The 19,881-nt window shown below is 64.4% G+C and carries 20 protein-coding genes; 11 read left to right on the top strand and 9 right to left on the bottom strand.

From position 1 onward, the window contains the following. The first annotated feature begins 7 nt into the window (after positions 1-7). On the top strand, positions 8-2,137 hold the full coding sequence (locus tag C41B8_RS10765; protein WP_037337740.1) for an FUSC family protein: 2,130 nt from the start codon (positions 8-10) through the stop codon (positions 2,135-2,137). A gap of 69 nt (positions 2,138-2,206) precedes the next feature. Here C41B8_RS10765 and C41B8_RS20480 read toward each other — a convergent pair whose 3' ends face one another. Further along, a complete protein-coding gene (locus C41B8_RS20480; protein WP_156962509.1) occupies positions 2,207-2,365 on the bottom strand; it encodes a hypothetical protein in 159 nt (52 codons plus the stop codon). 142 nt (positions 2,366-2,507) lie between these two features. Between C41B8_RS20480 and C41B8_RS10760 the strand changes: the two genes are divergently transcribed. Beyond that, entirely contained in the window at positions 2,508-3,884 is a 1,377-nt protein-coding gene (locus C41B8_RS10760; RefSeq protein ID WP_037337738.1) for an NAD-dependent succinate-semialdehyde dehydrogenase, read from the top strand. A 73-nt stretch (positions 3,885-3,957) separates the two neighbouring features. Here C41B8_RS10760 and C41B8_RS10755 read toward each other — a convergent pair whose 3' ends face one another. After that, positions 3,958-4,299 carry a hypothetical protein gene (locus tag C41B8_RS10755; RefSeq protein WP_037337736.1) on the bottom strand — a complete coding sequence of 114 codons (342 nt, stop codon included), beginning with the start codon at positions 4,297-4,299 and terminating at the stop codon, positions 3,958-3,960. A gap of 281 nt (positions 4,300-4,580) precedes the next feature. Next, positions 4,581-5,372 (bottom strand): 3-hydroxybutyrate dehydrogenase, encoded by a 792-nt coding sequence (locus tag C41B8_RS10750; RefSeq protein WP_037337732.1) that lies wholly within the window; start codon positions 5,370-5,372, stop codon positions 4,581-4,583. Between the two features lie 146 nt (positions 5,373-5,518). Between C41B8_RS10750 and C41B8_RS10745 the strand changes: the two genes are divergently transcribed. Together C41B8_RS10745 and C41B8_RS10740 are read left to right on the top strand one after the other, a co-directional pair. Then, on the top strand, positions 5,519-6,196 hold the full coding sequence (locus tag C41B8_RS10745) for a nucleoside/nucleotide kinase family protein (protein WP_051883392.1): 678 nt from the start codon (positions 5,519-5,521) through the stop codon (positions 6,194-6,196). A 157-nt stretch (positions 6,197-6,353) separates the two neighbouring features. Next, positions 6,354-6,734 (top strand): hypothetical protein, encoded by a 381-nt coding sequence (locus C41B8_RS10740; RefSeq protein ID WP_156962508.1) that lies wholly within the window; start codon positions 6,354-6,356, stop codon positions 6,732-6,734. A 112-nt stretch (positions 6,735-6,846) separates the two neighbouring features. Here C41B8_RS10740 and C41B8_RS10735 read toward each other — a convergent pair whose 3' ends face one another. After that, positions 6,847-7,218, bottom strand: a complete 372-nt coding sequence (locus C41B8_RS10735) for a hypothetical protein (RefSeq protein ID WP_037337728.1) — start codon at positions 7,216-7,218, stop codon at positions 6,847-6,849. 591 nt (positions 7,219-7,809) lie between these two features. On the opposite strand from C41B8_RS10735, the gene C41B8_RS10730 reads away from it, so the two are divergent. From C41B8_RS10730 to C41B8_RS10720, 3 genes are all read left to right on the top strand, one after another. Continuing rightward, positions 7,810-8,496 (top strand): class I SAM-dependent methyltransferase, encoded by a 687-nt coding sequence (locus C41B8_RS10730; RefSeq protein WP_037337726.1) that lies wholly within the window; start codon positions 7,810-7,812, stop codon positions 8,494-8,496. Beyond that, entirely contained in the window at positions 8,493-9,107 is a 615-nt protein-coding gene (locus C41B8_RS10725; RefSeq protein WP_037337718.1) for a trimeric intracellular cation channel family protein, read from the top strand. The genes C41B8_RS10730 and C41B8_RS10725 overlap by 4 nt, the downstream gene beginning before the upstream one ends. Before the next feature lie 89 nt (positions 9,108-9,196). Then, positions 9,197-10,024: a sugar phosphate isomerase/epimerase family protein gene (locus tag C41B8_RS10720; RefSeq protein ID WP_051883391.1), complete on the top strand. Its 828-nt coding sequence runs from the start codon at positions 9,197-9,199 to the stop codon at positions 10,022-10,024. Between the two features lie 52 nt (positions 10,025-10,076). Here the strand turns inward: C41B8_RS10720 and C41B8_RS10715 are convergent, their stop codons facing one another. Further along, the gene (locus C41B8_RS10715; protein ID WP_037337715.1) at positions 10,077-11,414 is read right to left on the bottom strand and encodes an APC family permease; all 1,338 of its coding nucleotides are present in this window, start codon (positions 11,412-11,414) and stop codon (positions 10,077-10,079) included. Positions 11,415-11,628: 214 nt separating this feature from the next. Then, positions 11,629-12,051: a YkgJ family cysteine cluster protein gene (locus tag C41B8_RS10710; protein ID WP_198025154.1), complete on the bottom strand. Its 423-nt coding sequence runs from the start codon at positions 12,049-12,051 to the stop codon at positions 11,629-11,631. 143 nt (positions 12,052-12,194) lie between these two features. Here C41B8_RS10710 and C41B8_RS10705 point away from each other — a divergent pair, with 143 nt between their 5' ends. Continuing rightward, positions 12,195-12,401, top strand: coding sequence for a hypothetical protein (locus tag C41B8_RS10705; protein WP_037337711.1), 207 nt, complete (start codon positions 12,195-12,197; stop codon positions 12,399-12,401). Positions 12,402-12,413: 12 nt separating this feature from the next. On the opposite strand, the gene C41B8_RS10700 is transcribed toward C41B8_RS10705, so the two are convergent. Beyond that, positions 12,414-13,235 carry a DUF3298 and DUF4163 domain-containing protein gene (locus tag C41B8_RS10700; RefSeq protein WP_051883390.1) on the bottom strand — a complete coding sequence of 274 codons (822 nt, stop codon included), beginning with the start codon at positions 13,233-13,235 and terminating at the stop codon, positions 12,414-12,416. 275 nt (positions 13,236-13,510) lie between these two features. Between C41B8_RS10700 and C41B8_RS10695 the strand changes: the two genes are divergently transcribed. Beyond that, entirely contained in the window at positions 13,511-14,653 is a 1,143-nt protein-coding gene (locus C41B8_RS10695) for a S53 family peptidase (protein WP_051883389.1), read from the top strand. Positions 14,654-15,778: 1,125 nt separating this feature from the next. Further along, positions 15,779-17,188, top strand: coding sequence for an NADP-dependent phosphogluconate dehydrogenase (gndA, locus tag C41B8_RS10690; protein ID WP_037337709.1), 1,410 nt, complete (start codon positions 15,779-15,781; stop codon positions 17,186-17,188). 88 nt (positions 17,189-17,276) lie between these two features. Here the strand turns inward: gndA and def are convergent, their stop codons facing one another. Both def and C41B8_RS10680 read right to left on the bottom strand, forming a co-directional pair. Next, complete coding sequence (def, locus tag C41B8_RS10685) at positions 17,277-17,822, bottom strand: peptide deformylase (RefSeq protein ID WP_051883388.1); 546 nt, start codon at positions 17,820-17,822, stop codon at positions 17,277-17,279. A 60-nt stretch (positions 17,823-17,882) separates the two neighbouring features. Next, complete coding sequence (locus C41B8_RS10680) at positions 17,883-18,791, bottom strand: LysR family transcriptional regulator (protein ID WP_037337706.1); 909 nt, start codon at positions 18,789-18,791, stop codon at positions 17,883-17,885. A gap of 125 nt (positions 18,792-18,916) precedes the next feature. Here C41B8_RS10680 and C41B8_RS10675 point away from each other — a divergent pair, with 125 nt between their 5' ends. Then, positions 18,917-19,849, top strand: coding sequence for a VOC family protein (locus tag C41B8_RS10675; protein ID WP_037337703.1), 933 nt, complete (start codon positions 18,917-18,919; stop codon positions 19,847-19,849). Positions 19,850-19,881: the final 32 nt, after the last annotated feature.

Raw genomic sequence — 19,881 nt, 5'->3', positions numbered from 1 at the left:
AACGCGCATGAAGCGTCTGGCCTGGCTGCTTACCCCCTCCACCGATCAGCTGTTATTTGCCCTGCGGCTGTGTTTGGCGATCGCCCTGGCGTTGTATCTATCGATGTGGCTGGAACTCGACCGGCCGTACTGGGCATCGCTGGAAGTGGCGGTGATGATCCAGCCGGTGCCCGGCATGGCCGTGGCCCGAGGCTTCGCGCGGGCCACCGGCACCATCGTGGCCGGCTGTGCCGGCCTGGCGATCATGGGTTTTTTCGGCCAGTACTACGAGCTCAGTGCGGCGGCGCTCGCGCTCTGGGTCGCCTTCTGTGCGTTCTGGGCCAATCTGCTGCGCAACAACCTGTCCTATGGCTTCGCCATTGCGGGGTTCATCGCCGGCGTGACCGTGATGTTGTCACATTCGCTATCGACGCCGCCGTTCGATATTGCGGTGGCACGGGTATCCGAATGCGTGCTGGCGGCACTGGTGACCGCGGCGGTCAACGTACTGTTTTCCCCGCCCACCGGCATCCGCAACTACTTCAACAGCCGGCTTGCCCTGCTGCGCGATCTGGGCCGCGAGTTCGTCGGCCTGGCCGCATTATCGTCGCGCCAGCCCGCCGCGCCGGGGCAACCGAGTGCGGACGACGATCCGCACCCTGCGCTTCAGGCGCTGGCCGCCCAGACCCTGGCTCTGGAACAGACCCGCCAGTATTTGCGCTACGAAGCGCCACAGTTCGCCAACTTCGACCGCCTGTCCCGACGCTTGGACTACGACATCCTCTCGCTGATCAGCGCGACCTCGTCTCTGCATATCTATCTGGCGGGCCGAACCGACACCGTCGATACGCGACCGGTCGCCGCGCTCGCCGAGCCGGCGCAGCGGCTATCGGCGCATCCGGAAGACGCCCAGGGCGCGAAACAGGCGTTCAACGATGCCCACGATGCAATCCGCGCGCTCGCCGACGAACCCGCCGAACATGGCCAGCCTCGGAGTCTCGCCGACTACGTGGTACTCAGCCGGGCGCTGGGTCTGGCCAGCCGCGGGCGCGCCGCAATGACCACGCATGGCCTGTTGATCGCCGAGCGCGAACATCCTAGTGATCACATTTCGCGGCGCTCAGAATTCGGCCAGCCGATGGATGTGCGCCAGGCCTTGCGCAACAGTCTGCGCACGCTGACCGCGGTCTCGCTGGGCGGCGTGTTCTGGGTCAATTTCCACAACCAGCTGCCGGCCGTACTGCTGATGATCCTGCTCTCGGCGCTGACCACGATATTCGCCACCTTGCCCAACCCGGTGGCGGCCGCCGGCGGATTCGCCAAGGGCCTGGCCATGGCCGCGACCGCGGCGTTCGTCATCGATTTTCTGGTCCTGCCGCAGGCCGCCGGCTTCGCCATGCTGATGCTGGCGATGCTGCCGGTGGTGTTCGTGGGCGGGCTGGCGATGGCCGTGCCCGATCCGGGCCTGGCCCTGCCCGGACGGATCTCGGTGGTGATGTTTTCGCTGCTGGTACACGTCCAGAACGGCGCCCTGCCCAGCTTCACGACCTATATCCAGATCGTGCTCGGCATCTTCGGCGCCATCGGCCTGACCGTGCTTGCATTCAAGATCGTGTTGCCGGTGTCGCCGCGCCAGCGCCTGCGTGAACAGATGCGGGGCGTATTCGACGAACTGGCCGACGGACGACGGCATACGCGCGAGCGCTTCGAAACCCGCATGTACGATCGGCTGAATGCACTCGCGCTGAGCGAAATCGAGGAACCGTTCCGATTTTCCGCGCGCCAGGCGGTGTTGGCCGCGATCAATATCGGCCTGGAGGCCCGCTCGCTGGTCGTGTTGGCCGAGCGCGTCTCGCTGCCGCAAACGCTCGACGACGGCGTGCGCGCCGAAATGGATGCCTTGCGGGGGCTGTTCGCCGGGCGGCGGCCGGGCTCGATCGACAAAATCGCCGATCGCGCCCAGGCCATTCACCAGCTGGCCGAGCGACTGCTGGCGCACGGCGTCGCGCTCGACGGCCAAGCCGAGCGTCGGCTCGTCATTCGCGCCGCGATCTGTGCCGAGCTGGTCGCCTCGGCGCTGTCGGACTACGTCCTGGCCTTCGAGCATGGCAAATCCCCGCTCGCCGAGCCGACCGCAGCGAGCCAAGCTGCCACCTAAGCGTCATCCCACCGAACGAGATGCCAAGGTATGGCCTACAGGCGATAGGCGCCATGCCGCATGGCTGAGCTACCAGTCGTCCCAGCCGTCGTCGTCGAGGTCCTTGAGCTTGCTTCGATCGACATGGCTCATGGATTCCCTGGCGCGGCGGTTCTGATACCAGAAGAACAGAACCGCCACGATCGCGATCACCACGACTACCGCAACCACCGTCCAGAATGTCGTCACACGCTTCTCCGTCGGTCTTTGTCGCATTATCGAACGCGGGGGCAAAACGCGCCAAACCGGGTCGCTGTATACGCCCACTGTATTTTGTGATCACATTTTCCGGCGTACACTGAGGCCACCATTCGTAGCCCCGGACTCGACCGTGGAACGCAGCATTCAGACGATCAATCCCGCGACCGGCGAGGTCATCGAGACCTATCCCCTGATGAGCGACGAAATCGCGGACACCAAAGTGGCCGCCGCCCATGCCGCCTTCGAACAGTGGCGGGCCGTGCCGCTGGCCGAGCGCGGCGAGATCGTGCGTCGTATCGGCGCGCTGCTGCGGGAACGCGAGTCCGAACTCGCTGAGCTGATGACCCGCGAGATGGGCAAGCCGATTTCCCAGTGCGGCGGCGAAACCGGCCTGTGCGCGGCGATCTGTGACTATAGCGCCGACCACGCCGACGAGGTGCTCGGCGACGAGGAACGCGATTTCGACGGCGGGCGCGGGCTGATCACCTATCAGCCGATCGGGGTGATCCTGGGCATCCAGCCCTGGAATTTCCCGGTCTACCAGGTCGTGCGCTATGCCATCGCCAGCATCATCGCGGGCAACGCAGTGCTGCTCAAACACGCGCCCAACGTCTGGGGTACCGCGCTGGCCCTGGAAAAACTGTTCATCGACGCCGGCCTGCCTGAAGGCGTGTTCACCGTGCTGCTGATCGATACCGACCAGACCGAGCGCCTGATCGAGAACGATTACGTGCGCGGGGTCACCCTGACCGGCAGCCCGGCGGCCGGCCGCGCGGTCGGCGCCAAGGCTGCGGCCTGCCTGAAGAAATCGGTACTGGAACTGGGCAGTAACGATGCCTACATGATTCTCGAGGATGCCGATCTCGACAGCGCGGTCGCAGCCTGTGTGCAGGGCCGTATCTACAACGCAGGCCAGACCTGTATCGCAGCCAAGCGTTTCATCGTGGTCGATGCGATCTACGACGAATTCCGGCGGCGTCTCGTGGAACAACTGTCGGCGATCGAATTCGGCGACCCGAGCGATCCCGAGACCGCGCTGGGCCCGCTGGCGCGTGCGGATCTGCGCGACAATCTGCACGATCAGGTCCAGCGTTCGATCAAGGCCGGCGCGACCTGCACGCTGGGCGGCGAATTGCCCAAGGGGCCCGGCAGCTTCTATCCGGTCACGCTACTGGAGGATGTCACCGCCGGCACGCCGGCCTACGAAGAAGAACTGTTCGGCCCGGTCGCGGTGCTGATTCGCGTCGCGGACGAGGCCGAGGCGATTCGCGTAGCCAACGACTCACGCTACGGCCTCGGCGGCGGCGTGTTTTCCGGCAACCGCGAGCGCGCCGTTCATATTGCCCGCGATCTGTTCGATACCGGCATGGTCAACGTCAACGGCTACAACATGGCCCAGCCGGAACTGCCGTTCGGCGGCGTCAAGGACAGCGGCTACGGCCGTGAGCATGGCGGCTTCGGCATGCGCGAGTTCGTGAATATCAAGTCGGTGATGATCGCCGAATAATCACGCGCATCGCGTTCAGCACACGAAAAAAACGGCAGCCCGAGGGCTGCCGTTTTTTATAGCAGAAAGTCGATCAGCAACGACCCTGCTTGGCCAGGCCCGGCGGGCAGCCATGGCCACGATAGTCGTGACGATGATCGTCACGATCGTAGTGGCGGTAACGATCGTGATCGTGCCGATAGCGGTCATCATGATGGTCGTCGCCGCGCGTCGTGATTGCGGCGCCGCCGGCACCGCCGAGCGCACCGCCAATGATGGCGCCGTCGCGTCCGGCCACTTCATTGCCCACCGCGGCACCGGCCGCGCCGCCGAGACCACCGCCGATGGCCGCATCCAGCGTGTCGCCCGCAAAGGCGGCATTCGAGCCGATCAAGGTGGCGGCAATAGCCACGGAACCCAGAATCTGTTTGATCATGACGCTCTCCCGTTCTTGTTCGAATCACCGCCGCTTTGGCGGGCGGAAATTACAACGGGGCAGAGTATTCGGGAGGACTCATGAATGCGGCTTTAATATCGCCTGCGATACGAGCAAATTGCACGGCGATGCCCCGAAAAATCGATCGGTCAGAACGCAGAGAAAAACCGATAACAATATAATTATAAATAAAATAATCGCACACCGAGTGCCGACATTCATCGTTACCTATACGCTGGCCTATTGCATGGCCATTTCTCGTCAAAATAACAGCGGCCCGATCAACGCGCCGTCCAGCCCAAGTCCATATCCCAAGCCGCGCCCGTTACGGCCGCCGCGGCATCGGAGGCCAGATACGCCACGGTTGCGGCCACTTCCGCCGGCTCGATCAAGCGCTTGATGGCCGCACCGGCCAGCATGATGTCGCTTATGACGGCGTCTTCGTCCATACCGTGCAATTTCGCCTGATCGGCCACCTGGTTTTCGACCAGACGGCTGCGCACATAGGCCGGGCATAGCGCATTCACGGTAATGCCGTGTTCGCCCCCTTCCAGGGCCGCGGTGCGGGTGAGCCCGATCAAACCGTGCTTGGCACTCACATAGGCCGCCTTGCCCGGCGATGCGACCTTGGCGTGGATGGAGGCCATATTCACGATCCGGCCCCAACCGGCCGCCCGCATGTGGGGCCAAGCGGCCTGGGTGAGTACGAACGGGGCGGTGAGCATCAAATCGATCATCGTCCGCCAGCGGTCTTCGGGGAAGCTTTCGATATCGGCGACGTGCTGAATACCGGCATTGTTGACCAGGATGTCGAGCCGGCCGAATCGGCGTATCGCCTCGGCGACCGCGTCGCGACAAGCCTCGCCCGAGGTGAGATCGGCCGCGAAGAAAGCCGCGCCCAGCGCCTCGGCGCCCTCCGGTTCGGCGGCCGGCAGGTCGACGACAAGCACGTCATCGCCGCGGGCTCGCAGGGCCTCCACCACGGCCAACCCGATACCGTTGGCGCCCCCGGTGACCAGGGCCGTCCGCCCCGACGGCGAGGTGGAAGAAGAACGAGATACAGGATTCGACATGGCTGCGTACGCTACGGTCCGGATTCGACGAACCAATATCGGACAGGCCACCGTGCCCTGCAACACGTTGGCGCATTGCAGGCGCTGGGCGCCTTCGCAATACTGATCGGCCGACTAGCCCGCACCCCTTGCCAAGAAACACCATCATGAGCCGCGACACGATCGACGACCGCATCACGCTCGACCCTGCCGTTCTCGAGGCTGTGCAGGCCTTGGCCGGCGGACCGCAGCGACGCCTGCTCGGGATTGTGGGCGCCCCCGCGGCCGGCAAGTCGACGCTGGCACTGGCGCTGGCGCGCGCGCTCGGCGAGCGCGCATCGAGCGTGCCGATGGACGGATTCCATTTGTCGCAGCACCAGCTGGACATCCTGGGCCGTGCGGACCGCAAGGGCGCCCCGGATACCTTCGACGCCGACGGTTACCGCGCGCTTCTGGGCCGTATTCGCGCCGCGGCAGAACGCAACGAAATCGTTTATGCGCCCGGGTTCTACCGCGAGATCGAGGAACCGATCGCGGCGAGCCTGGCCGTGGCACCGGAGACGCCTCTGGTGATCACCGAAGGCAATTATCTGCTGCTGGACGATGCCCCCTGGCCCGATGTGGCCGCCCAGCTCGATGCCGTCTGGTATCTGGATGTGGATACGCCGCTGCGCGAGGAATGGCTGGTGGCCCGGCATATGCGCTTCGGCCGCGGCGAGGCCGAGGCCCGCGCCTGGATGGTCGCGACCGACCGGCCCAATGCCGAGCGCATCGTGGCCAGCGCCCATCGGGCCGATCGCGTGTTGCGCTGGGATGGCACCCGGATCGAGTTCGCCGCCCCGTAGCCGCGCACTCGCAATTGCAATCGCGAGCAGCACTTGCGGGCTGCCTCGCAAGACATCTCGGCATCTTGCGCGACATCGACGAAAAGCGCATCTTCAAGCGATGAAGCACGCTGTGCACCAGGCGCCCCGCGGGCGGCGCCGGCAGGTGGGACCGACCATGAATACACGCCTCGCAGCACGATGGGGAGGCGGCGTCGTGTACGTCGGTCTACTGCTGGTGGCCTCGCTCACCACCAACGCGGCCGTACCGACACCCGCTCAAGCGCAACCTCCCGATTCCGGCCTCGCTTGTCTGCGCCAATGGCCCAACGACCGCGAAACATATCTGCTCTGTCAGCAGCTGCAGACCCGCAATCATATGGCGTTCCGCCAGTTCCTGACGGATCACGGTATCAAGGAAAACGACCTCTTTTCGGGCCGTGGGCCGGATACGCCGATCGCGCGGGCGGCGAAATACTGTATCGATCATTATTCGCCCGATTACCAGAGCATCTGGAGTTGCACCCAGCGTCGAACCGAGAGCGATCGAAAAAATTAACCCGGCGAACAACAGCTGACACGCGGTTGCTTTCGACGTCTCCAAATAAAAAGCCGGGTTCAGATGAACCCGGCTTTTTTTGGGCCTATGGCCGTTTCGTACCGACCTTCGATCAGTCGTTCGCCTTCGGGTTGGTACCGGTGGCTTTCGTGTTCTGGGTCGGCGCCATGCGCGGCATATTCGAATCGCCCTTCATCTTGTCGTTCGGCATCTTCTTCATCGCTTTAGCGCTGCCGGTTGTAGGCGCGGTATTCGCCTCGGGGTTGGCGCCCGTGCCCTTGGTGTTCTGCGTTGGCGCCATGCGCGAGCTCATCGTATTCGTACCGGCTTTGTTGACTGCCTTGGTACTGACGGTCTTGCTCGGGGCCGTTTCGTTCTTCGTGCTGGCGGCCATGGCCATGCTGGTGGCCGTAAGACCGACCACGGCAGCCACGAGGCCAGTGGCGATGAACGCGGGTTTGGCGGAGCGTTGATTGAAACGCATCGAGTATCTCCTGTCGCGGCACAGGGCCGTCTATCTAGTATCGAGGGAAATACTAATTACGGTGTTTTCGAGCAAAAAGCAAACGGTCTAATCCATTCCCGTGCCGGTATCGTCGCGATTTCAAGGTCGCACTATGTCCTGCGAAGCGATCGCCTCGGCAGATTTGTGCGTAATAACCCGTACCATCCACCAGGCACGCCGAATCTTTCTCGGCATTGCGCGACGGTACCGATCCCGGCCCGAACGGGACCAGCCACCATTCCACCGCGCTTCTCGTATGCGTCTCATCGAGAAAACCGATACCCGATGAAACAGGCTCGGCGCTATCGCCCGGGTCGGTGGTGCTGATTTTCTTGCGCCGGCCCGGCGAGCGGCAGCGTCATGACGCCAGCGCTGCTGAGGGTTCGTGCGAGTCGGCGCCCTCACGGGTCGGCCTGATGATCTCGACCGGCAACCACAGCCATCGCCTGGTCCGTGGACCGCGTGAATACGTGATCAACCAGCCGAGCACTAAGCTCTCCGGGTGCGACGACCGATCTTGACGACGGATAACCGGCACGCGAATCTGGTGCGTCTGCCACCGTCGACGCTATGAACGCACCTACCCCGTCCACGCATGCCGGCCAGGCGATCTATACGCGGCGCAACCTGGCGTTGTACGACACCGTGGTGCTGCGCCTGTCGAACCGATGGGTCTGGCGCTGCCCGACCGCCAAACTGCGGGCCGATTACCAACGCCACGTGGCGGCGGCTCATCTCGACGTGGGCGTGGGCACGGGTTATTTCCTGGACCAGTGTCGTTTCCCGGTCCCCAAGCCCCGTCTGGCGCTGTTCGATTTGAACCCCGAAGCCCTGGCGCATGCCGCCGGGCGCATCGAACGCTATGCCCCTCGCGCTGAGCAAGTGGATGTTCTGGCACCGATCGAGGTCGACACCCAACCCTTCGGCTCGATCGCCATGAACTACCTGCTGCATTGCCTGCCCGGCCCGATCCCGGACAAGGCCGCAGCCTTCGATCACCTGATGCCGTATCTGGCGCCAGGCGGGGTGCTGTTCGGGGCGACCATCCTGGCGCAGGGCGTGCGTCCATCGGCGGCCGCGACACAGTTGATGGCGTTCTACAACGAGCGCGGCATCTTCGATAACGCCGACGACAGCCTGATCGACCTGCGCGACGCCCTCGAAGCGCGCTTCGACGATGTCCGCATCGTGGTCACCGGCTGCGTGGCTCGGTTCGCGGTGCGTCAACGTCGCCAGCCGGCGCGGCGCGCCTCGTGAATACGTTGTTGCCGGTGCTGGATCTGGCCGGCACGTTCGTGTTCGCGATCAGCGGCGCGATGGCCGGCGTGAACAAGCGGCTCGACGTGTTCGGCGTCGCCGTGCTGGCGTTCGCAGCCGGCAACGCCGGCGGTATCCTACGCGATCTGTTGATCGGCGCAGCGCCGCCGGCCGCCATCGGCCACTGGCGTTATGTCGTGGTCTCGCTGATCGCTGCCCTCGTGGCTTTTTTCGGGCACCGTCTGGTCGAACGCGTCCAGAGCCCGGTGTCGATCTTCGATGCCGCCGGGCTCGGCCTGTTTGCGGTGGTCGGCGCCCGCAAGGCGCTGGATTTCGGGCTGCATCCGGTGATGGCCGCGGTGCTCGGCATGCTCACCGGCATCGGCGGCGGCATCGTGCGCGATGTCCTACTCGCGCGTATTCCCGCGGTCTTGCATGCCGAACTCTATGCCGTGGCCGCGTTGGCCGGGGCCGCGGTCGTCGTGGTCGGCGCCGTGCTCGGTCTGCCGCCAGCTATTACCGCCATCGCCGGCGCGGCCTTGTGCTTCGGGTTGCGCTTCATGGCGCTGCGCCACGGCTGGCGTCTGCCGGTACCGCGAATCGCCGATTGACGAGCCTGCCGCTCGATTGTGCCCGGCGCCATCGTGTGACGCCGATCGTGCTTGAATGAGAGCTGTCATTCACGATCGCCGGCGGCGCCATGAAACATCCGAACAACCCCATCGGCATTTGCAGCTGGACCCTCGGGCTCGATCACGACCCGGCCGCACTGGCCGCGGAATGTGCCGATCTCGGCCTGGACGGTCTGCAGTATTCCGGCGACCATCGCGCGGGCCCAACGGCCGCCGAGATCCGTCGTGCTCTGGACGATCACGGCCTGAAACTGTTGGGGCTGGACCCGTATTACGGCGCATCGGCAGAGCCGGCACAGACAAGCCGCGAAGGCGCGATCGATTATTACCGGCGCGTGATCGACTTCGCGGCCGAACTCGAGTGTCCCCGGGTGGCACTGCAGGGGCTCGGCTCATGGGTGCGCCACGAGACCGACGCCGATACGGCCCGGGCCCGTCTGGTCGAATACTGCAATACGCTCGGCACCCACGCCCACGACGCCGGCATGGATCTGGTGTACGAAGCGATCAACCGCTACGAAAGCCCCGTGGTACGCACGGCCGCAGCCGCTCGCCGACTGCGCGACGATGTGACGGAGGCCAAGCTGGGGCTCGTGCTCGACAGCTTCCACATGAACATCGAAGAAACCGATCCGGAAGATGCGCTCGAGACTCACGGCGACGCGCTCGCCGGCTACCACATCGCCGATTCGAACCGCGGCGGCATCGGCGTGGGCCACATCGATTTCGGGGCCCAACGCCGCGTGCTCGACCGAATCGGGTTCGCCGGCCCGATCATGATCGAGATCGTGCTGCCGGAGAACGGCCCGGCCACACCGCCGGTCGACGACGATCAATGGGCCGCCTTACGCCGGCAGGTCCGTTATAGCCTGGATTTCTGGCGCATGAACGGATAACAGGCCCGGCATGCCTGCCGCCCGCGCCGGATACGCGGGCGGCCCGGGATCGTTATTCCCCGATCGCCATCTCGGGCGGCGCCTGGCTGAAGCCACGCGTCAGCCAGGCCAGCATGCCGAGGCCCAGTAGCAGCCAGATGCCACCGACCACATGTGCCGGCGTGTCGAGGCTGAACAACAGATAGGCATCGATCGCGGCGCCGATCAACGGCACGATCAACCAACCAATGATGCTGCCGACGTCGGTGGTCGAGCGTTCACGCCAGAAATGCACGATCACACTCAGGTTCACGAGCGTGAACGCACTGAAGGCGCCGAAGTTGATGAACGAGGTCGAGGTACTCACGCTCATCCAGACCGCGGCCAGGCCAACGATGCCGATCAACGCGATGCTGAACACCGGGGTATGCAGCTTGGGCGCCACGTACGCGAATACGCGCTTGGGCAGCACACCGTCGCGACCCATGGCATAAAGCAGGCGCGAGGCGGTGGCCTGCGCGGCGATGCCCGAGCAGAACTGGGTGACGACCATGCCGGCGATGAACAATGAAGCGAACAGGTTGCCGCCGATCGTCATCGCAATTTCATAGGCCGCCGAGTCGGTTTCCTTGAAGTGCGTGCCCGGATGCGCCAGCTCCACCGCATAACTGGTGATGATGAACACCACGCCACCGATCAGCGCGGTGATGACCACCGCCCGCGGGATATTACGTTTCGGGTCCTTGGTTTCCTCGGTGAGCGTGGTCACCGCATCGAAGCCGATGAACGAATAAGCCGCCAGCGCCGCGCCGGCCGAGATCGCCGCCACCGAGGTCTGCGGGTTGAAGAACGGCGTGAGCGCGGTGGCCCCGGTATCGCCGGCAAAGAAATGGCCGAAACTCAGTGCCACGAAGATCACCAGCACCAGAATCTGAAACGCCATGAGCACGAAGTTCACACCCGTGGCGACCTTGATGCCGATGATGTTGAGCGCGGTGGTCAGCCCGATGAAGGCGAGAATCCACACCCAGTTCGGCACGCCCGGAAACTCCGGCGAGAGAAACGCCGCACCGATCAGCCAGATCACCAGCGGCAGGAAGAAGTAGTCCAGCAGGATGAGCCAGCCGGCGAGAAAGCCGAGCTTCGGCCCGATGCCCTTGCCGACATAGGTGTAAGCCGAACCGGAGACCGGATAGGCGCGCGCCATGCGGCCGTAGCTGTAGGCCGTGAACAGCATGGCGATGAGCGTCACGATATACGCGGTGGGCACGGTGCCGTTGGAGGCCTCCGCCACGACACCGAACGTGCCGAGCACGATCATCGGTGCCATGTAGGCCACCCCGGTGAGCACCACCGAGCCGAGCCCGAGGCTTCGTTGCAGAGTGGGTTGGTCGTCGGTCGTTGCGCTCATCGATGGCTCCCTTTTCGTGCGTTTATTAAGATCCCCGGCACGAGCCGATGGCGAGCAGACTGTCTCGACCACGACAACAGGATGATGCCGAACGCGCCCCACAACTCGCGCGCCGACCCTGCCTCGTCGATTGCAACAGCGATTCGCCCCCGAACCCGGCCGCGCCGGATGTGATCACAGTAGCAGGGGGCCGTGCCGTTGACGATAGATTCGATCAGGCCGCCACGGGCGACCCCGGCGGCGAGTTCGGATCGCGGTTGTCGTCGTTGGCGGCCGCTGCCGGACGGACAGGCGACGCCCAGTCGGCGGGCGTCAGCGGCGCCAGACCATGCGCCGCCCGGGCACGGTCACACTGCGAGCTGGCTTCGCCGAACTCCCAGGAGGCGGCGACTTCGCGACACACGCTCGGGCGACGCTCGTAGATCGTGCAACAGGCTCGACGGCCGATCACCGCATCGAGCGCTACACAACGAGTCGGCGCCTGGCGTGTGCCGCGCATCACCAGCCGATGCGGATCGAGCCGCTCGGTCAGTTCGACGGGCACGCCGGCGCCCGCGGGCGAGGCTTCGGCTTCCAGCCAATGAAAGGCAACACGATAGGTGGCGCAGCACGCGCCACAGGTCATACAGGGGTGCATGGGCAATCGAAAAGCCGCGGCGCGGCAAGGATAACCGCGAGATATTGCCGCAAAGCGCGGCGCCGCGCCATAGCTTGTCGAGACGTCCTGTAACCCCGCCTGCCGTACCATGACGCGCATCTTATCCACAGGCTGCCCACACCATGAATAATTCGGCGTTGATGATCTGGAGCGTGCTGTTCGGCGCGATCGGGATGGGCTTTTTCGCCTACGGCTCGCGTCAGAAAGCTATCGTGCCCTGGATGGTCGGCACCGGGCTGATGATCGACCCGTGGTTCATCACCAACGCCTACCTCCTTGTCGCGGCCGACCTCTTGTTGATCGGCCTGGCCTGGTTCATACGGATCTGAGCGAAATCCGGCTCAGTCCGCGTTGCTACCCGGGATGAAACGCGGTTTGAGAATGCCGTGGAGCTGGTCGTACGGAATCGTGAGCGTCGGCTGGCCCATGGCATACGGGCCGATATCGTAGGCCTGATAGGTCACCGCCATGCCGTCCGCCACGGGCGCGGCGTTGTCGCTCGGCGTGAACGGCCAATTCGACATATCCAAAGGCTGCTGCTTTGCCCACCGCGTATGGGCCGCGCGCAGCTTGGCCTCGAACGCCTTGTGTTGGCCCGGTTCCAGCATGTCGCCCAGCGACAGAATCCGTTGCTGGCCTTCGTCGATGACCCGGTAATAGGTCACCGGCATGCCGTGGGCCCCGCCGAGAAACGTGTAAGTATCCAGACGTACGACCAGCACGCCATCTCGCCGGGCCACCACCCTTGCCTTGAAGTCGGCGCTATAAGGCGCGATCTCCGGATTCTGCCGGCGCATGGCCTCGCTGTCGGCGAACAGCTGGGCGGCATAGGCTTTGAAATCGGATGGCGTCTTGTGCGGCTTGTCGCCCCCGAGCTGGGCCATCCCCAGCAGCTGACGACGCAGCGTCGCCGTCAGCTTGGGCGCATTATCGAATCGCAGGGTACTGACCTTCACCGTCGGGCACTGATCCTTGCAGCCCTTTGGCGAGAAGCGCTGCATGACCGTCTCTTCGCCCAGCGGCGAATGTCCGCCTGCCGAGGCGGCCGTCGACGGGGTGCGCGGGCCAGCGCCGGGATCGCCGTGCACGAACCACCAGCCCGCGACCAGGGCAGCCGCGATCACCGCCACCAGAATCCGAAGCCATAGCCGTCGATTGGACATAAGCAGGCCTGCGCCAACGGGAATCAGCCCGGACTTTAGCACTGGTCTGCACGCACGTATTGATAAGACGCAATGCCCAGCCGGAGACGACGACTGGCACGGCGCCGATCAGGTCCGATCGTCTCGATCCAGCGCCGGCACCTCGACCATGACACCGGAGAAAATAGCCTTTCGATCAAACATTTGGCCTCGAAAATCTACGTAAATCACCGTATGCGGTCCAGTGCATCATCTGCTGTAGGGTCGATGCATAGTGCAAACAGCAGAGGTGCAGCATGTGGCGTAAATACGCGATTTTTGGCAGCGGCGAGGACGCCGCGCACGGCGGCCAGGGTTATTACCCGAGTGATATCCGCCAGGCCTATGGCATACCGGAGCATCTCGACGGTAGTGGCCAATCGATCGGCATTCTCGAGTTCTCCAACGGCTTCAGCCTGCCGGACGCACAGTCGTTCTGGCAGATGCACAACATCACGCCCCCGGACGTGGAATTCATTTCCGTCGACGGCACGCGCAACGATCACGGCCAGAGCCGCGCCGACCAGGAAGCCTCGCTGGATCTACAATGGGCTGGCGCGCTGGCGCCGGGCGCCAAGCTGCTCGTCTACGAGGCCGCGGGCGGGCGCGATTACCAGAGTTTTTCCGACGCCATGTCGAAAACCCTGCGCTATGTTCTGAACGACAGCGAGCACGCCCCCTCGGTGCTGTCGATCTCCTACGGCGATGCCGAAGCCAGCTTCGGCGACGCGGCGATCAAGGAATGGAGCGATCTGATCGATCAGCTGGATGCCGCTGGGGTAACCGTATGCGTGGCCTCCGGCGACCAGGGCGCCTACGGCCGGCACACCCAGCCGGGCCCGGGCGAAAGTGCCGGCCGTAATGCCGACGCGCCTGCCAGTATCCCGAGCTGTGTCGCCGTGGGCGGCACCTCGCTGGCGGCCGACGGCAGCGAAAGCGCCTGGACCTACAAGGACCGTCGCAACGGCGGGGCCACGGGCGGCGGCTTCAGCAACGTCTTCCCGCGCCCGGATTTCCAGAGCGCGCTGGACGGCCCGTCCGGACGCGGGTTACCGGATGTCGCGTTCAACGCCGATCCGGCCACCGGCTATCAGATCGTGTTTCAACAGAAGAACACGGTGGTCGGCGGTACGTCGGTCGCCTGCCCGGTATTCGCCGCCATCGTCGCCCTGGCCAATCAGGCCCGCGCCAACGAGGGCGGCAAGCCGCTGACCGGGCTGACACAGTATCTGTACCAGCACGCATCGAGCCTGCCGTTCAACGACATCACCGCCGGCAACAACAGTTTTGCCGGAGTCGAGGGCTTTCAGGCCGTTCCCGGCTGGGATGCCTGCACCGGCTGGGGCTCGCTGAATGCACAGGCCTTCATCGATCAGCTGAAGAACGCGTCCAGCACATAGCCGGAGGGGCATAACGCGCCACTGCTTTCTTCGCTACCGAATTCATTTATCCACAAGTCAACGCCGATGGCATTCCATCGTTCGGGGCGATGATCCGCCGGGATTTCAGATTCTCAGTCCGCCAATGAACGCAAACAGCGCGAATGGCGGACTGAGTTTTGCGACCGCCACGGACTCTGGGCGCCGCTTGACCTGTCTCTTCGTTCCTTTAAAGCACTTATCCACAGATTTCGCAGATGACGCAGATGGCGGTTAAGCGTTCGGGCAACGAGTGGCTCGTGGCGCGAACGGCTGTATGCGCTTCGTCCTCAACGAGAGTTTTGGATTTGGATGTTCTCGCCGACTCCGCGGCCGCCGATTAGCGCGCCTCGGATCCGCTACACCGCGAAAGCAAAACCGCATCTGTGTCATCTGCGCAATCTGCGGATCGTTTTCTTCGCCGAACGAAGCCCGAATGCGCAACGGCGCCCAGCATCAGCCGAGTCGGAATACGGGCCCGCTATTTGCTTCATTTGCGTTCATTCGCGGACCGGTTTTTTTGATCTCCACGGGCTCGGGGCGCCGTGTCTGGCCTGTCTCTTCGTTCCTTAAGACATTGATCCGCAGATCGACGCAGATTCACGCAGATGGCGGTTAGGTGTCGGCGGCGCTATGAGCCGTTGGCGCGAACACCAGCGTGCGCTTCGTTCTCGATGAGAGTCTTCGAGTGAGATGTTCTAACCGATTCCGCCGCGGGTTAGCGCCTCGAATCTACTACGCCGCGAACGCACGACTGCATCGGCGTGAATCTGCGTTGATCTGCGGACTGTTTTCTTCGCCGAACGAAGCCCGAAACACGCAACGGTGCGCCGCATCAGCGGGGTAGAAATCCCGGTCCGCCGTTTGCGCTGTTTTGCGTTCATTGGCGGACGGGATCCGAGACCGCCGGTTTTGCGGCCACAAGCGCCAGGACGTGGCCTGAAGCGCGGCGCGCAAAATCATGGTGCTCCGGCTGAAAAACCGCCCCGATCATGCGACGCGGAGCGGCCATCGTCGTCGTATTCCCGGCTCGACGGCTCCCCCGAGCCAGACAAGCCTGGGTATTTTTCGGTATTTTCTTTCTGTTTACCCCTACTGGATGTTGTCATGAGCAAACAGAAGATCGGCGTGATCGGCATGGCCGTGATGGGCCGCAATATCGCCTTGAACATCGAATCCCGCGGCTATGCGGTGTCGATCTACAACCGCTCACGCGAGAAGACCGACGAGGTGATGGCCGAAGCCGAAGGGCGCAATCTCGTGCCGACGTTCTCGCTCGAGGAGTTCGTCGAGTCGCTGGAGAAACCGCGCCGGGTGCTGATGATGGTCAAGGCCGGCGCCGGCACCGACAAGGTCATCGAGCAGATCAAGCCGCTGCTCGACGACGGCGATATCCTGATCGACGCCGGCAACACCTTCTTCCAGGACACCATCCGCCGCAACAAGGAGCTGGCCGAATCGGGCCTGCACTTCATCGGCACCGGCGTGTCCGGCGGCGAGGAAGGCGCGCTCAAGGGCCCGTCGATCATGCCTGGCGGGCAAAAAGAAGCCTATGACATGGTCGCCCCGATTCTCGAGGAAATCGCCGCCCGCGCGCCGGACGGCACGCCGTGCGTGACCTATATCGGCCCGGACGGCGCCGGCCACTACGTGAAGATGGTGCACAACGGCATCGAATACGGCGACATGCAGCTCATCTCCGAGAGCTACGCCATGCTCAAGCATGTGGTCGGCATGTCCAACGCCGAGCTCGCCGAAACGTTCGCCGAATGGAACACCGGCGAACTCGACAGCTACCTGATCGAGATCACCGCTCAGATCTTCACTAAGAAGGACGACGAAACCGGCAACGATCTGGTCGACATGGTGCTCGACCGCGCCGCCCAGAAGGGCACCGGCAAGTGGACCAGTCAGAGCGCGCTGGATCTCGGCGTACCGCTGCCACTGATCACCGAATCGGTGTTCGCACGCGTGCTGTCGTCGCTCAAGACCGAGCGCGTGGCGGCGTCCAAGCAGCTGACCGGCCCGAAGCCGTCGGTCGACGTCGGCGATCGGGCGGCGTTTATCGAGGCGGTGCGCAAGGCGCTCTACTTCTCCAAGATTATTTCCTATGCTCAGGGCTTCGCCCAGATGCGCGCCGCGGCCGAGGAATACGACTGGCCTCTGGACTACGGCGCGATCGCCGGCATCTTCCGCGCGGGCTGCATCATCCGCGCGCGCTTCCTGCAGAAGATCACCGATGCCTATGAAAACAACCCCGAGCTGACCAACCTGCTGCTCGATCCGTACTTCAAGGACATCGCCGATCGCTATCAGGACGCCCTGCGCGAAGTCGTTGGCACGGCGGTGAAAGCCGGCGTGCCGGTGCCCTGCTTCGCCTCGGCGATCGCCTACTACGACGGCTATCGCGCCGAGCGGCTGCCGGCCAATCTGCTGCAGTCGCAGCGTGATTTCTTCGGCGCCCATACCTTCGAACGCGTCGACAAGGACGGCAGCTTCCACGCGCAGTGGAACTAGGGCCTGCTGTAGTGCGCCCATGAAAACCGGCCCCATCCAGCGCTGGATGGGGCCGGGCGGCCCGGCGGGCGGTCGACAGGGCTCCGGCTCAGACGTCGTCCGGAGCGCCTGCCGGATGGCGCATCAGCTCCTCGACGAAACCGAATTGCGTCATGTCGGTCATGCGTTCGGGATAGAGCACGCCCTGCAGATGATCGTATTCGTGCTGCACCACTCGGGCATGGAAATCGGCCGCCTCGCGTTCGATCGGGGCGCCGCGCTCATCGAGCCCGCGGTAGCGGATCCGGCGCCAGCGCGGCACATAGCCCTGTAATCCGGGGATCGACAGGCAGCCTTCCCAGCCGCCGACGCGCTCGTCGCCGATCGGTTCGATCTCGGGGTTAACAAGCACCGTCAGCGGCACGCCGTCGTCGTTCGCGTCTTCGGCCGCTCGCGACGGGGGCACGAAGAACATCATCACCGACCACGTCGCATACACCTGCGGCGCCGCCAGTCCGACGCCCTCGGCGTCGGCCAGGGTTTCCTTCATGTCCGCAATCAGGCGCTGGATCTCGCCGTCGGTTGGATCGGCGATCGGTGTAGTGGGCTGGCGCAGCACGGGGTGGCCCATGCGCGCGATCTTGCGTATCGCCATGTCGTGCTCCAATGGTTAAACAGGCCGCTCAGGATAGCGCCGCGGTGCGAGTCGTTCTCGCTACGCCGCACCGGGCGTCGAGCGCTCGCCCGCCTGCATCCGCGATTCGAAGAAATCCGAGAATGCCGCCACGCGCGGCGGCAGTCGATGATATGGCGGGTAATAGAGCGTCAGCCATATCGGCGGCGGGGCCCAGTCGGGCAGCACCCGCACCAGCCGGCCGGCCGCCAGCGCCTCGGCCACGATGAAATCCGGCAACAGCGCCACGCCCTGCCCGGCGGCGGCCATGCTCGCCAGAAACTCGCCGTTGTTGGCACAGATCGGCCGCCCGGCCGTGATCTCGACGTGGGTGGTGCCGTGCGACAACGGCCAGGTCTCGCCGCGGCTGTCCGGGCTGAAGGCCAGACAAGCGTCGCGCGGCAGTTCGTTGGGATGGGACACGGCAGCGAACGGTGTATCCGGCGCGGCGACCAGATAGCGTGCGATCGGGCAGATCTTGCGCCAGATCGTGAATTTGTCCGACGGCGGCCCGGAAATCCGCACGGCCAGGTCGAAGTCGGCGTCGACGATATCGACCATTTCGTCCGACAACGACACTTCCGCCCGAATGTTCGGATGCGCGGCCCGGAAATCGGCCAGAACCGCCGGCAGCACGCGCATGCCGAACGACATGGGCGCGTTGATACGCAGCGTGCCGGCATCGGCGCGATGGGCATCGATCAATTCGCTGCGGGCGTCTTCCACCGCCTGCATCGCCGGCCGCAGGCGGGCGGCATAGGCCGCGCCGGCGCTGGTCAGACTGACCCGGCGCGTCGTGCGTACGAACAACTGCACGCCCAGATCCTGTTCCAGCGCCGCGATCGTGCGCGTGATCGACGCCGGCGTGACCCCGAGTTCACGGGCCACCGCAGTGAAATTATGGCGCTCCGCCGCCAACAGAAAGGTCCGTAACGCCTTGAAGTCGTCCATGCCGTTTATTGCGCTGCACGAAATAATATAAAAAGGATTATGCCAATTCTCTGTCGGGCGGCGCGTTGCTAGATTGATCATGAAGATTCTTACAACGTCAGCGCCATGCTGGCAGGACGACTCGCATGATCACGCAGATTCAGGGCCTGCATCACATCACCTCGCTGGCCGCCGATGCCAATCGCAACAATCGGTTCTTCACCGACGCGCTCGGCCTGCGGCGGGTCAAGAAAACGGTCAACTTCGACGAGCCCAGCGTCTACCATCTCTACTACGGCGACGAGATCGGGACGCCCGGCTCGGTGATGACCTATTTCCCGTTCCCGCATGCCGCCCGCGGCACGGCGGGCACCGGCGAAGTAGGAGAAATCCAGTTCGCCGTAGCGCCCGGCGCACTCGAGTTCTGGGCCGACCGGCTCGCAGCGATGGGCGCAACGGAACCGACGCTCGACACCACGTTCGGCCAGCGTCGGCTGCGCTTCATCGGCCCGGATGGCGATGCGCTCGCGCTGATCGAGCGGCCCAACGACGCGCGCCCGGTCTGGACCGGCGGCGGTGTTCCGGCCGAGTCGGCGGTGCACGGCTTTGCCGGCGCACGGCTGCGGCTCAAGGATGACGGCGCCACCACCGAGCTGCTGGCATTCATGGGCTACGAGCGCGCCGAGCGCGAGGATCAGGTCACCCGCTTCGTCATGCCCGACGGCAACGGCGCGGACACCATCGACGTGGAAGTGCTGCCCAGCGTCGACGCCTCGCGCCAAGGCGCCGGGTCGGTGCATCACATCGCCTTCGCCGTGCCGGATCGTGCGGCCCAGGCCGAGGTGCGCCAGGCGCTGCTGGATACCGGTTATCAGGTCACGCCGGTGATCGATCGTGACTATTTCTGGGCGATCTATTTTCGTACGCCGGGCGGCGTGCTGTTCGAGATCGCCACCAACGAACCGGGTTTCGATCGCGACGAAGACACGGCCCATCTCGGCGAGGCGCTCAAGCTGCCCGAGCGCTACGAGCCGTATCGCGACCGGATCGAGTCCCGTCTCGAACCGATCGCCGACTGATCGATCGCCACAACGCAGCCGAGCCGTGGGGC

It is taken from the genome of Salinisphaera hydrothermalis C41B8 (assembly GCF_000732535.1).
GTDB lineage: Bacteria > Pseudomonadota > Gammaproteobacteria > Nevskiales > Salinisphaeraceae > Salinisphaera > Salinisphaera hydrothermalis.
Note: the sequence above shows the minus strand (reverse complement) of the source record. Positions and strands in the feature narration are given on the sequence as shown.

Bases quoted from the DNA above. Each gene is read 5' to 3' on its own strand.
- C41B8_RS10710 (WP_198025154.1), bottom strand. From the start codon at position 12,051: ATGCACCCCTGTATGACCTGTGGCGCGTGCTGCGCCACCTATCGTGTT.
- C41B8_RS10720 (WP_051883391.1), top strand. From the start codon at position 9,197: ATGAAACATCCGAACAACCCCATCGGCATTTGCAGCTGGACCCTCGGG.
- gndA (WP_037337709.1), top strand. From the start codon at position 15,779: ATGAGCAAACAGAAGATCGGCGTGATCGGCATGGCCGTGATGGGCCGC.
- def (WP_051883388.1), bottom strand. From the start codon at position 17,822: ATGGCGATACGCAAGATCGCGCGCATGGGCCACCCCGTGCTGCGCCAG.
- C41B8_RS10735 (WP_037337728.1), bottom strand. From the start codon at position 7,218: ATGCGTTTCAATCAACGCTCCGCCAAACCCGCGTTCATCGCCACTGGC.
- C41B8_RS10740 (WP_156962508.1), top strand. From the start codon at position 6,354: ATGAATACACGCCTCGCAGCACGATGGGGAGGCGGCGTCGTGTACGTC.
- C41B8_RS10730 (WP_037337726.1), top strand. From the start codon at position 7,810: ATGAACGCACCTACCCCGTCCACGCATGCCGGCCAGGCGATCTATACG.
- C41B8_RS10680 (WP_037337706.1), bottom strand. From the start codon at position 18,791: ATGGACGACTTCAAGGCGTTACGGACCTTTCTGTTGGCGGCGGAGCGC.
- C41B8_RS10750 (WP_037337732.1), bottom strand. From the start codon at position 5,372: ATGTCGAATCCTGTATCTCGTTCTTCTTCCACCTCGCCGTCGGGGCGG.
- C41B8_RS10695 (WP_051883389.1), top strand. From the start codon at position 13,511: ATGTGGCGTAAATACGCGATTTTTGGCAGCGGCGAGGACGCCGCGCAC.
- C41B8_RS10705 (WP_037337711.1), top strand. From the start codon at position 12,195: ATGAATAATTCGGCGTTGATGATCTGGAGCGTGCTGTTCGGCGCGATC.
- C41B8_RS10700 (WP_051883390.1), bottom strand. From the start codon at position 13,235: ATGTCCAATCGACGGCTATGGCTTCGGATTCTGGTGGCGGTGATCGCG.
- C41B8_RS10715 (WP_037337715.1), bottom strand. From the start codon at position 11,414: ATGAGCGCAACGACCGACGACCAACCCACTCTGCAACGAAGCCTCGGG.
- C41B8_RS10755 (WP_037337736.1), bottom strand. From the start codon at position 4,299: ATGATCAAACAGATTCTGGGTTCCGTGGCTATTGCCGCCACCTTGATC.
- C41B8_RS10675 (WP_037337703.1), top strand. From the start codon at position 18,917: ATGATCACGCAGATTCAGGGCCTGCATCACATCACCTCGCTGGCCGCC.
- C41B8_RS10765 (WP_037337740.1), top strand. From the start codon at position 8: ATGAAGCGTCTGGCCTGGCTGCTTACCCCCTCCACCGATCAGCTGTTA.
- C41B8_RS10745 (WP_051883392.1), top strand. From the start codon at position 5,519: ATGAGCCGCGACACGATCGACGACCGCATCACGCTCGACCCTGCCGTT.